A 12,909-nucleotide genomic window follows, 5' to 3' on the forward strand; every position below is an offset into this window, starting at 1 on the left:
AATTACTTGAAACCCTGATTCCACCGTTAGCAGATCGTGGGGGGCAAGGGGCTTAAGCCCCTTGTTACGACGACTGGGACATGGAAAATCAATTGTTTCCGCCTGATCCTAGAAAATGACAACAGGCCCTAGGGCGCTCATGCAAATTAAGCGCTAGAGAGCGAGTCGGGCGATCAACCGGCAAAGTCTAGACTTCCCCATCCATCAGCTTGATGGCCTTTGGAGTTTAGTTTTGTGGTTGAATTTCGGTCTACACAAAATTTCGGTCTACACAAAGAATCAGGCAATATCCAGGGTTGCGAACCAAACCGTTGCGATCGGGCAACAGGAGAACTGAACTTGGCCTTGCGCATTCAACAGCTACAACAATGGAAACAACAGGGTCGCCCGATCGCGGCTCTCACGGCCTGGGATTGGCTGTGGGCCCGCCTGCTCGATCGCGCGGGGGTTGATCTGCTGCTGGTGGGCGACTCCCTGGCGATGGTGGCCCTGGGCCACAAAACCACCCTGCCCCTGACCCTCGACCAAATGATTCACCACGCGGCGGCCGTTGCTCGTGGGGTGGAGAGCGCTTTGGTGGTGGTGGATCTACCCTTTTTGACCTACCAAGCCAGTGAGGCAGAAGCCATCGCCTCCGCCGGTCGGATTCTGAAGGAAACCGAGGCGCAGGCCGTGAAGCTCGAAGGGGGCTATCCCGAAATGGCCGCCACTGTGGCTCGGTTGGTGCGATCGGGCATTCCCGTCATGGGTCATGTGGGCCTCACCCCCCAATCGGTGAATCAACTGGGTTATCGGCAACAGGGCCGCAGCCCCGCTGAGGGCGATCGCATCCTGGCCGAAGCCCTCGCCCTAGAAGCGGCCGGTGCGTTTGCCATTGTTTTGGAGCATGTGCCCGCCACCCTAGCCGAGCGTATTACCCGACAGCTCACCATCCCCACTATCGGCATCGGGGCGGGCAATGCTTGCGATGGCCAAGTGCTGGTGACCGCCGACCTGTTGGGTTTGAGCGACCAAACCCCGCCCTTTGCCAAAACCTACGCGGATTTGGGAGCAGCGGTGATTGCGGCGGCGGAAACCTACTGCCAAGAGGTGCGATCGGGACAATTTCCACCACCTCCCCTATCAGCCGCTGCCCAGACTCACCAGTCGATCGGCTCCTGATTCGCGTCTCCTCCTTGGCTTCTCATTGGGGCCCACATCACCTTGGGGCCCACATCACCACATCAGGCCCAGTGCCCAGCGTTTTGGCTACCAGCCCCTCAAGAGGGCGCATTAGGCTGCCAAAGCGGAATCGTAATTTCAAACGTGCTGCCTGCCCCAGGGGTCGAATCGCAAATCAGCGTCCCCCCGTGTTTTTCGGTCACAATTTGGTAGCTAATCGACAGTCCCAGCCCCGTGCCCTTGCCCACGGGCTTGGTGGTATAAAACGGGTCAAACAGCCGCTGCTGCACCTCCAGCGGAATCCCCAAACCGTTATCTTGAATCCGAATCACCGCTTGTTCTCCCCGGCGTTCCGTCATAATCCGAATTCGGCTCGGGTTCGCTTGCATTTCCGCGATTGATCGCTGCTGATCTCGTTCCTCTAAGGTGTCAATCGCATTGACCAAAATATTCATAAATACTTGATTGAGTTGCCCCGCATAGCACTCAATTTCTGGCAGCGTTCCATAGTTTCGAATCACCTCAATACCCAACCGATTATTTTTCGGTTTCATCCGTCCATTCAAAATCGTCAGGGTGCTATCCAATCCCTCATGGATATTCACCACCTTCATTTCCGCCTCATCCATGCGGGAAAAAATCCGCAGCGATTGCACAATTTCCTTGATCCGCTCTGCCCCCAATTTCATCGAGTCAAGCATTTTGGGCAAATCAATCATCAAAAAGTCCAGATCAATTTCCTCAATTAGGTCAGCGATCGGCTGTTCTAAATCAGGATAAAACTCGCGATATAACGCCACTAATCGCAATAGATCTCTGCTGTAATCTTCCGTATGAGCTAAGTTGCCATAAATAAAGTTCACGGGATTATTAATCTCATGGGCCACCCCGGCCACCAACTGCCCCAAACTCGACATTTTTTCCTGTTGCACCAATTTGGTTTGGGTCAGGCGCAATTCTCGCAATGCTTGCTCTAGGGCGATCGCCTTGGCACGAGCTTCGGCAGCGGCCATTTCGGTTCGCTCAAACAAATCCGCTTGATTTTTAGCGATCGCCACCTGATTCACCACCGCCTGCACCAACGCCACCTCATCCGGCTGCCATCGATGCTCATGGGACATCTGCAAGCAAGAAATTACTGCCATTCGGGAGCCATGAATTCGCACCGGCACCATCAGGAGCGATCGCACCTTCATACGGGATAGGGCTAGCCGCTCTTGCAAAGGCAGTTGCTTCACATCATCAATCTGCACCACTTCCATGCGAGTTAGCCCTAGCAGCAACGAGCCAAACTGAGACTCATGGTAAGTACCAATCACTGAGGGAATGGCCGGATCTCTCGCTTCCGCCACAATGCTCCAAGCCCTACCTGCCAATACTTCAGTGGCTGAGTCAGTGGCTGAGTCAGTGGCTGAATTGGTCACCAATATCGTTTCTGCGGTCTGTTGGCCAGTTTTCTGGTCAGCCTTCTGATCAGTTTTCTGGTCAATTGTTAGATTAATTGGCTCATCAGGTGGCTGATCCTCAAGTGGCTGATTTAGCTGATCCAATTGGTCAAATTGATCAATTTGTTGATGAACTTGCTCATTAACTTGTTGGTCATACAAGGCAAAAGTGGTTAGATCGACCCCCAAGGCCAGGCGAATTTCCTCCAAGGCAAACCCAATCACCTGTTCCTTGGATCCATGTATGCTTTTACGAATTTCCGTTGAAAGGGTGTTAATCAGCCGCTCCCGTCCCACCTGTCGTTGCAAACAGTGCTGGGAATCCCGCAAGGCCTGTTCCACCTGCTTCAGGGCTGCAATGTTGCGGGCCACGTTGGACAGATATTCCACCTGTCCATTGCGCCCATAATGCACCAGGGCCACTTGGGACACAGGAATCGGATTCCCGGTTCGATCGCAAAATAAGCCTTCCCCTTGCCACACGCCTTCCTGCAACAACTGGGGAAACTGTTCTTGAATCAGGTTTCGCTCTGAAGGGTGCAGCAACTGGGCAATGTTCAAGCGCAAAATTTCCTCGGCGCTGTAGCCCAACATGGCGCAACCGGCGGGGTTGACATAGGTTAAGTTGCCGTGAATGTCGGTGGTTCCCACAAAGTCCGTGGTCGCCTCCAAAATGGCTAACAGGCGCTGTTGTTCCCGTTCAATTTGCTTGCGCTCCGTGGTGTCGATCGCCACCAACAGCAATCCGGTAATTGCGCCTGTGTGATCTCGCAGGGGCGTTTTGGCCACATCAAAATCACGCAATTCGCCGGCCGCATTGGGAAACTGCTCTTCAACCTGAATCGTTTTCCCGAGAGTAAGGCAGCGTTGATCGGACAGCAGACAAACGCGGCAGGACTCTTCTCCCAGCACGTCTTGATAGTGATTGGCCGCCAGCAGGGTGGATTCTTCGATGCCAAAGGTTTGACAGAGGGGGCGATTTGCCAAGCGCACTCGTCCTTGGGCATCCGTGAGCCAAATCAGCAGTGGGGCCGTGTCCAGCACGGTGCGCAGGGTACGCTCCTGTTCCATCAGGCGAATTTCGGCCTGTTTGCGTTCAGTGATGTCCGTGTCCACCCCCACCCACTCGCGGATGGTTCCATCGGCTTCCAGGACGGGCACACCCCGCACCACCATATGGCGATATTCACCATCGGCGCGGCGCAACCGATGCTCAATTTTGTAGGGCTGGCGTTGTTGTCGGGCCGTTTGCCAAGCATCCTGGGTATAGCCGAGATCGTCGGGGTGAACAGCCATCAGCCATCCTCGGCCGCAATAGTCCGCGAAGGATTGGCCGGTGAAGTGGGCCCAGTGGGGCATGGGTTCGGTGACTTCTCCATCGGCATTGGTACGCCAGAGGGTTTGGCCCATGGCTTCCACAAGGCAGCGATAGCGTTCTTCACTTTGGCGCAGGCGATCTTCGGCCAGGATGCGGGCAGTGATGTCGGTGGCAATGGACAGACAGCCAATCATGTCTCCTTGTTCGTTGCGAAGGGGGGCGTTTTGCCACTCGCAAAGGATGATGCGACCGTCGCGGGTGCGGTTGTAGTTGCGGAACCGACTGCCACCACGACCGGTCATCAGATCGGCAATCAGGGCATAGACTTTGGGCTGTTCGTTTTCGGGCAGGATTCGATCGAACGGTTGATTGATCATGTCTTCGGCGGTGTAGCCGAAGAGTTCGGTGGCAGCACGGTTCCAGGTGATGATTCGCCCATCGGAGAGCCACTCAATGATGGCAACGGGGATGCGTTGCACCAGGGATGACCAGCGCTTTTTCGAGGACTGAAGGGCCTGTTCGGTGGCTTTGCGATCAGTTACGTCAAAAATCACCCCATCTAGCCACATCAGTTGTCGGTTGTGGTTGAAGCTGGGTTGTCCCTGTTCCACCACCCAACGCAGTTCGCCGCTGACGTGGCCGAGCCGGTACTCGACGCGGTAGGGTTGCTGCTGGGCGATCGCGGCTTGGATTTCCGTCCACACCCGATCGCGGTCTTCGGGGTGAGTGAGGTCTTGCAGGGTGCGATTGCGATATTGAACGAAGGTTTCGGCTCGGTGACCGGTGAGATGTTCGATCGCTTCGCTGGCAAACAACAACGTCCGTTCCCGATCGCCCAAACAGCGATAGATCACGCCGGGGACGTTGGCCACCATGGTGCGGAAACGCTCGTTGTTGTCCCGCAAGGCGGTGTCGGCCTGTTCTTGGGCCAAGCGCAGCACGCGCCGCTCGGTAATGTCTTGGGCAACGGCGTAGATCAGATCCTGGGCCCGATCCCAGAAGAAATTCCAGCGAAACCAACGATAGGTACCGTCTTTGCGTCGGTAGCGATTTTCCAGAACGCGGGTGGGGGTTCCTTGGGGTGAAAAGTGAATTTCTGCCTGGGTGCGGGTGCGATCATCCGGGTGAACGTAATCGATGAAAGGCCGCCCGATCGCCTCTTCCCGCCAGCCCAAAACTTGATCCCAGGTTTCATTGAGAAACTGAAATTCCCCTTGACCGTTAATGGTGCAAAGACAACTGCCCGATTGGATAAAGAGCTGTTTCCAGGCTTGCTCCATCACCACTCGATCGCTCACCACCCGCAGGGAAATGCAAACCAGGTTGTGCCCGGCATCATTCGGACCAAGGCCGCCATTACCCCAGGGAGCCACCTCCCATTCCAACCAAAGGCCCGGATGGGGTGACCGTTCCAGCCAGTGGGGTTGTTCTGAACGCACGGCCTGACCCTGGCTGGCTCGGGCAATGGCCGGTTGCCAAAGGGCAGCCAGTTCTGGACAAAGGGTCATGACCGATTGGCCAGGGGTGGCTTCCGGCAGCGATAGCGCCGTTAACCAGGCCGGACTGGCGGCCCAATAGCTCCCTTGGCCATCCACCAGGGCGATCGGCAGGGGCAACCCGGCCACAAGCTGTTGTAAAGCTGCCTCAGGGGTTGCGGGAGGTTCCAACGGTTGCGAAGTCGCCGTCACGCAGCCCCCATCGCCACCGGCGGGTTGCGGATCGCTAGATTGCGGAGCGTCGGGGTTGGTCATGGGTGGAAATCTCGGAAGGCAGGCGAAAAAGGCGAACAAAAACGGGCAGGCAAAGGACGGCATGAGCGGCCAACGTCAACCTCTGTCGCGCAAGCCCCAGCAGCGATCGCTAGGATTGGGTCTAGCATAGAAAAGCTCGCAGGGATTGCCAGTGATCCGCAACCTTGCTGCTTTGGTTCCTGCTGCTCTAGTCCCTGCACCGCCAGCCGTCATGAAAAGTTTTTTACAACAAACAATCGCGAGCATTCTGGGAACATTGGTGGGCCTCACGATCTTCGCAGGTGGCAGCCTCCTGGGACTCATTGGTTTGATTACTTTTTTGGCGGCCCTGTCCAGTTCCTCGGAGCCGGTGGCCCTCAAGGGGCGATCGATGTTGGCGTTGGATCTGTCGCTGGCGATTCGGGATGAGCCGGGCCAGGCAGAGGACTCGATCGATCGCTGGCTCAGCGATCGCCCTCGAACCATTCCCCTCAGAGTGTTGCTAGACACCTTGGCCCAGGCAGCCAAGGACCGCCAAATTACCGGTCTTTACCTTTACGACAGTGCCGGAACGGGTCCGATCGCGGGCTATGCCACCCTCCGGGAAGTGCGGGAAGCCATTCTGGAGTTTCGGAAAAAGAAGCCTGTCATTGCCTATGGCACGGATTGGGACGAGCGTACCTATTACCTAACATCTGCCGCCAATGAAACGCGGTTGCATCCGGCGGGAGGGCTGGAGTTCAACGGGTTGGCCGCCGAAAGTACCTTTTGGAGCGGGGCCCTTGAAAAATACGGCATTGGGGTGCAGTTTGTGCGGGCCGGCAAGTTCAAGTCGGCGGTGGAACCCTTTGCCCGTCGAGATTTCAGCCCTGAAAACCGGGCCCAAACGGCAGCCCTGCTTCAGGATTTGTGGCAAACGGTGCTGACGGCGACGGGCCAAAGTCGCAAACAGTCGATCGCCCAGTTGCAAGCGATCGCCGATCAGGGAGGATTGTTGCGCTCCGATCAGGCGGTGAAGCTGGGTTTGGTCGATCGCCTGGCCTATGACGACCAAGTGATTGAACGGGTGCTGAAGCTGGCTGATCGGGAAGACAACAAGCCCACCTTCCAACGGGTTGCGGTGGCTGACTATGCGCGTCAAGTGGGAACCGTGGAAGCGGCCCAAAGCAAATTGGGCGATCGGCGCAAAAACGCAACGGGCCAAGAAATTGCCTTGCTCTATGCCACGGGTACGATGGTGACCCAAACCACAGACGGCGAGCGGGATGCGATGAATGGCACCGTGATCGCCACGGAACTGCGGAAGTTGCGCAAAAACGAGGATGTTAAGGCGATCGTTTTGCGAATTGACAGTCCCGGCGGCAGCGCCACCGCCGCTGACATCATTGCTCGGGAGGTGTCCTTGGCGGCTAAAGACAAGCCGGTGATTGTCTCCATGGGAGATGTGGCCGCCTCTGGAGGCTATTGGATTGCTGCGCCGGCCACGGAGATTTGGGCGGAACCCACCACCATTGCCGGGTCGATCGGGGTTTTTGGCCTGCTGCCCAATATCCAAAAACTGGGCGAGAACAATGGGGTGAATTGGGATTCGGTCACCACAGCTCCCTTTGCCAACATTGGCTCCGTGACCCGCAGCAAAACGCCTGCCGAGCTGGCCCTGCTGCAATCGTCGGTGGACTGGACTTACGATCGATTTTTGGATCATGTGGCCCAATCGCGATCGATCGATCGGGCCAAGGTGGAAGAGTTGGCCCAGGGGCGAATTTGGTCGGGCAAAGCCGCAGCGGACTTGGGCTTGGTCGATCAGTTGGGGGGGTTAGATCAGGCGATCGCCGCCGCCGCCAAGGCCGCCAAGCTGGGGAAAGACTGGGTATTGGCGGAATATCCACGCCGGGAACCCTTTGGCCTCAGTTGGTTAGAGGACAAGAGCCAAGCCCTTTGGAGTCGGTTGGGCTGGAGCCAGTCCCCCTTGATTGCGCGATCGCTGGCTCAGTTACCGTCGCAATTGTGGCTCTTGAATGACGATCCCCGATCGACCTACGTTTGGTGGCCCGATCGGCTGGAAATTCGCTAGGCAAGCCACCGTTAACCGGCCAGATCACCGGGAAAATCATTAATCAGGCAAATCATTAACCGGGAAAATAACTAACCGGGAAAATAACTAACCGGGAAAATAACTAACCAAGAAAATCATTAACCGGGAAAATCATCGGGAAGCAGCCCCAGCAACCTTGCCACCCAACGGCTCAACTTCAACATTTTGTTGCTAACTGCAACCGAGACAGGCATCTGCACAGGCAGCCCGCGATCGAGATGGAATAATGGAGCCGGGCTAGGCAGCCCGCCCCAAGCGGGAGGCCGCCACAAGCGAACACCAAAAAGGGCGAGCGAGAAGCATGAAGGGGCGCGCGTTTTTTTCAATTTTGGCGGCGATCGCAATTTCGCTGGTGGCGGCCGGGGCCGCCGGAGCTGTTTGGATTGCCACCCACAGCCCCCTGGGCTTGTTGGACGGTGTGGCTAATGCTCAGCCCGAAGCCGCTGTGATGATCCCCAAACAGGCTCCGGCCATGGTTTCGTTGTTGGTGAATCCCGATCGCGTGGAGGCCCTGCGCCAAGCGATCGCGCCCTTGGGTCGGCGGAGGGCGGCTCGTCACGAATGGCAACAGGCCCGCGATGCCTGGCTCACCCGTAGCGGCCTAACCTACGATCGCGATGTGCAGCCCTGGCTGGGGGATGAAGTGACCCTGGCGGTGACCACCGTGGACATCGATCGCGATCCCAACAATGGCCGGGAGCCGGGCTATTTGCTGGCGGCGGCCGCCAACGATCCCGATCGGGCCCGGGAATTCTTGCAACTGTTCTGGCAAAAACAAGCCCTGAACGGCATTAACCTGATTTTTGAGCAATACAAGGGCGTAAAAATCGTCCATGGGGAAGCGTTGGATCTGATTCCGCGCGGTTGGGCCAAACGCCTGGCCCAGGGTGGCCGAGTTTCGACCCAAACGGACTTGGCCACAGCCCTGGTGGCCGATCGCTTCGTGCTGGCCGCCAATGATCCCAAAGTCCTGCGGGATGCTATCAACAACATCCAAGCGGCTGACCTGAGCCTGTTGCGGGAACCAGACTATCAACGGGAATTGGCAGCGCTCCCACCCGATCGACTGGCGATCGCCTACGTGAACCCCACGGCCTTGGGCGAACTCCTAGAACCCGCCACCGCCACCCGCCGCCGATCAAAAGCACTGTTACCCGCCGAGTGGTTGGCTGCGCTGCCGGCCCACAGCGCCACCCTGTCCCTGAAGGCCGAGCGATCGGGCTTGGTCACCGAGGCCGCTTGGGTGGCGGCCGATGGTCTGGCCCTGGTGGCGGCCGAATCTCCCCTCACGGAACCCGCCACCGCCACCCGCTATTTACCCAGCACCGCCACCATTGCCCTCAGCGGCACAAACCTGCAACAACTCACCGAACAGTGGCAGCAAATTTTGGGCGACGGCCCCATCGCCCAGGCGATCGCCCCGCTACTGAGTCAGGTGGAAACCACTTCGGGGCTAAATTTGCAAAACGATCTTTTGGCTTGGAACACCGAAGATTTTGCCCTGGGCTTAATTCCTGTGGAAGTGGGCGATCGGGCAGCGGAACGGGCCTTGGGTGAATTTCCCGGCGATTGGGTCTTTGTGGCCCACCGCAACCCCAAAACCACCGCCGCGCTCGATCGGATTGATGCCCTGGCCAAACAACAGGGCCTGACCCTCGGAACCCTGAACTTGGACAGCGACCAACTAGCCACCGTTTGGACGCAACTGATCGCACCATCCAGCGCCGGCCTAATGGGTTGGCGCAATGCGGGTCAAGTTAGCACCCAAGTGCAAGGGGCCCGGGCCACGGTGGGAGACTACGAAATTTTGGCCACCTCCGTTCCCGCCTTGGCCGCAGCAGTGCAAGCGGGGCGCGATGAAACGGCCTCCCTCCTGGGTGATCACCTCTGGCAATCCGTTGTCACCACCCTACCTGTCCCCAACGATGGCAACGTTACCCTGAGTTGGCCCGCTGCCCGCCCAGTGGTGCGCCGCTTGATCCCCCTGTTCCGGTTGGTGGAAGTGCCCCTGCGGCCCCTGTTCGATCGCCTCGATCGCCTGAGTTTCACCAGCGAAGGCGGCCCTGAAAATCTTCGCCGCTTCTCTTTGTTTGCCCACTGGACGAGCTGGTAACCCGATCGGGCAGGTCGCAGCCCAATCTCGCATTGGTCTTGTCTCGAAACCCAGTCCCCGAGCAACGGCCAATCAGCCAAGAAGCAAAAATCAACGCGAGAAAATCAACACCGAAAAATCAACACAATAAAACCATGGAGGGGCGATCGAACTAATCGATCGCCCCTCCTCTTTTCATTGAGTCAATTACTCATTACACCTCGTTCACGAAAACCCCTTTCCTCCAGATCGGCCGATCAACGATCATTTTGTAGTGGCGTGGCTGCCTTAATTCGCTGGGTTAAATGATATGGCTGTTACCGTCACCTGATCGTTAATCAGCAAGATGCTCAAGCCCCTTGTTACCACGACTGGCTCCGCAACTTTGACCCAGCCTTTTAAGCCTGTCGCGCTAGTAGGTTGGGTTGAGGCACGAAACCCAACAACAGCAAGGTTCGTAGTGATCAAGTTGGGTTTCGCAAAGCTCAACCCAACCTACCGGAGAACTACCGGAGAACCAAGCATTTGAGCGTTTTGTCAGTCAATCAGTAATCTTGGAAAGGGATTTAGGATCAAAATCGTGATTGATGCAAGAGGTCTATTGATTCAATCAACCCGCGCTCACTCAACCCGCAAATTGCCCTAGGACAACGCTTCTAGATAATCCCGTACCTGGTTGCGATGGCGCGGTTGGCGCAGTTTTTGCAAGGCCTTCGCCTCAATTTGCCGCACCCGCTCCCGTGACAAGTCCAGCGCCCGCCCAATTTCCGCCAAGGAATAGGGGCTGCTGTGACCCAAGCCAAACCGCATTTGAATTACATCCCGCTCACGGCTGGTCAGTTGTGCCAACAGTTGTTGCAAATCCCGTTGCAACGACTCCCGCATCAAGTTCTCTTCCGGCGAAGCACTATCCGCCTCCAGCAAATCCCCCAACTCGGTGTCCTTATCCTTGCCTACCTTCGTTTCCAGCGACACGGCCCGGGGCACGCGCATCAACACCTCGCGCACCTGGGCGGGAGTCATATCCAACTCAGCCGCCACATCATCAAGGGTGGCCGTGCGGCCCTTGGCTTGGGAAATTTTCCGTTGGGCCTTCTTGATTTTGTTCAGCTTCTCGGTGATATGCACCGGTAGCCGAATGGTGCGGCTTTGGGTGGCGATCGCCCGAGTAATGCCTTGGCGAATCCACCAATAGGCATAGGTGCTGAAGCGATAACCCTTGGTGGGATCAAACTTTTCAACGGCCCGCTCCAGGCCCAGAGTTCCTTCTTGAATCAAATCCAGCAGTTCCAAACCACGGTTTTGATACTTCTTGGCCACGGACACCACCAGGCGCAGGTTGGCCTTGATCATCCGCTCCTTGGCCCGCGTACCTTGGGTTTGGATTTCTTCCAACTCCGCCAGGGTCAGTTGGGCAACGGCGGCCCAGCGATTTTTGCCCTTGTTTAAATCGGTCTTCAGTTCCGGCACGGTCACACCGGCTTCGCGGGCCCAACGCTCGATCGAGGGGCGATGGCCCAGGGTGGCGCAAAGGCGATCGCGCACAGCCACCAAGTTCACCAACCGTTCCAGTTGCGGTTCCTCGGGGCAGGCGGCCGTTTCCCGCAGACGCAACAGTTGCATATATCGCTGCACCTTTTGGGCTTCGGTCACTTCCTCGTCCCGACCCAACAGACGCACACGCCCAATCTCTTGGAGATACAGCCGCACGAGATCGGTGGTTCTGCGACGATCGCGCCGGCCATCCTGGGCCAAGGCCGCCTTCACATCTTCATCATCTTCCTCAAGGCGATCGGCCCCGAGGTCATCTGTGCCCAAATCCTCAGCACTCAAATCATCTACGCCCAAATCTTCAACCTCAAATCCTGAGCCACTCAGTTCATTTTCCAGAGTCGTTTCATCAAAATCCTGGTCTCCGGAATCAAGGGATTCTTCGGAGTGGTCTTCTTGCTCATCCAGCAGGCCACTGGACAACTCAGGCGACAAATCGATCGGCGATTTACTAAAGAATTGATCTGAATCGAAAAAGTTGATAGGCATAGCAGTCATAGTCTCTACCGCTCCGAAGATGCGCATGAATCAAGCGAGTCCAACACCCTCAATGCGCCAGTTGCTGCATAGCTATCGATCTATCGCCGCATGGGTTCGTTTTTAAGCCTGGATCGCCAGTGCGCGCGGCCGGAATAGGGATCGATGGGAAGCTGCCCTGATGCTAACTATCGTAGTGAGGCTCCTCTGAATGCTCAGTGACCGAAGCGGCGTTCTCGAACAATCTTCGTCACGGAGCGCTAGTTAGCCGGATCGCCATTACGGTCAATAATCGATCGCCATCCTGTGTGATCTCGATCGCTGGTAGGAACCTCCGTCCACAAATTCACCCCTAAGATGTAGTTATCGTGAATTGTTCCCGGGATGACTGTCTCCCAAGAATGTCTTAAGACTTCTTTGGATTTTGTCTGAACTTTTACAAAAAAAGATAAATTTTGTAAATTGCAATACCAGCGATTTTAGGAATTAATGCTGATCAACTATCAATTAAAGACCAATGTCCATAACCCTGAAATTCGATCGAGCCATAGGGGTTAAGACTCTGATTTCATCCAATTGTCAGTGATGAATCAATGGATGATTGATAAATTGCTCCTTGATTATCGATTGATGATGATTCTCAATTTCACAAGACTGCATTAACTTATATGAACTTACTTTGACTGACACTATCAGGGTTATGGATTTTTGTATTGATTTTTAACTACTTTTTATCAGGCTGCAAAGAACTCCCTACCCAAAAATCATGGGAGCATCTCGCTCCAGATGCCCCCATGAGTCACCTCTCTCCAGGGGTGATCAGACTCGTTGGGCGATCGATGACGGGTGGACATTGCCCACCCTGCAACCTGCTCAACCCGAGCTGATGATTCCGTAACTCGGCAATAACTTAACGTGAATTCGGGTTAAGCAGGGAGTTCAATGCCTAGTGTCGCTAGGTCAAGAGTGGGCTTCTTGGGCTGATGGCAGTAAGCAATCAGCCCACTGAGCAAATGCACAAAGCCACTGACTGGACTGCG

The 12,909-nt window shown here is 56.2% G+C and carries 5 protein-coding genes; 3 read left to right on the plus strand and 2 right to left on the minus strand.

What is annotated here, in order from left to right:
* Nucleotides 1-339 precede the first annotated feature (339 nt).
* On the plus strand, nt 340-1,161 hold the full coding sequence (gene panB / locus VPK24_RS04175) for a 3-methyl-2-oxobutanoate hydroxymethyltransferase (RefSeq protein ID WP_393010861.1): 822 nt from the start codon (nt 340-342) through the stop codon (nt 1,159-1,161).
* 98 nt (nt 1,162-1,259) lie between these two features.
* Here the strand turns inward: panB and VPK24_RS04180 are convergent, their stop codons facing one another.
* Nucleotides 1,260-5,675: a PAS domain S-box protein gene (locus VPK24_RS04180; RefSeq protein WP_393010862.1), complete on the minus strand. Its 4,416-nt coding sequence runs from the start codon at nt 5,673-5,675 to the stop codon at nt 1,260-1,262.
* Nucleotides 5,676-5,886: 211 nt separating this feature from the next.
* Here VPK24_RS04180 and sppA point away from each other — a divergent pair, with 211 nt between their 5' ends.
* Together sppA and VPK24_RS04190 are read left to right on the plus strand one after the other, a co-directional pair.
* Nucleotides 5,887-7,728, plus strand: coding sequence for a signal peptide peptidase SppA (sppA, locus tag VPK24_RS04185; RefSeq protein ID WP_393010863.1), 1,842 nt, complete (start codon nt 5,887-5,889; stop codon nt 7,726-7,728).
* 322 nt (nt 7,729-8,050) lie between these two features.
* Nucleotides 8,051-9,862 (plus strand): DUF3352 domain-containing protein, encoded by a 1,812-nt coding sequence (locus tag VPK24_RS04190; protein WP_393010864.1) that lies wholly within the window; start codon nt 8,051-8,053, stop codon nt 9,860-9,862.
* Nucleotides 9,863-10,483: 621 nt separating this feature from the next.
* Here VPK24_RS04190 and sigC read toward each other — a convergent pair.
* Nucleotides 10,484-11,890 (minus strand): RNA polymerase sigma factor SigC, encoded by a 1,407-nt coding sequence (gene sigC, locus VPK24_RS04195; RefSeq protein ID WP_393010865.1) that lies wholly within the window; start codon nt 11,888-11,890, stop codon nt 10,484-10,486.
* Between the last annotated feature and the right edge of the window lie 1,019 nt (nt 11,891-12,909).

Origin of the sequence: Limnothrix redekei LRLZ20PSL1 (genome assembly GCF_043235035.1) — a bacterium.
In the GTDB taxonomy this organism is placed as follows: domain Bacteria; phylum Cyanobacteriota; class Cyanobacteriia; order CACIAM-69d; family CACIAM-69d; genus CACIAM-69d.

What these genes read in the sequence shown, in the direction of transcription:
- VPK24_RS04190 (WP_393010864.1), top strand. Translation starts at nt 8,051, where the DNA reads ATGAAGGGGCGCGCGTTTTTTTCAATTTTGGCGGCGATCGCAATTTCG.
- sigC (WP_393010865.1), bottom strand. Translation starts at nt 11,890, where the DNA reads ATGACTGCTATGCCTATCAACTTTTTCGATTCAGATCAATTCTTTAGT.
- sppA (WP_393010863.1), top strand. Translation starts at nt 5,887, where the DNA reads ATGAAAAGTTTTTTACAACAAACAATCGCGAGCATTCTGGGAACATTG.
- VPK24_RS04180 (WP_393010862.1), bottom strand. Translation starts at nt 5,675, where the DNA reads ATGACCAACCCCGACGCTCCGCAATCTAGCGATCCGCAACCCGCCGGT.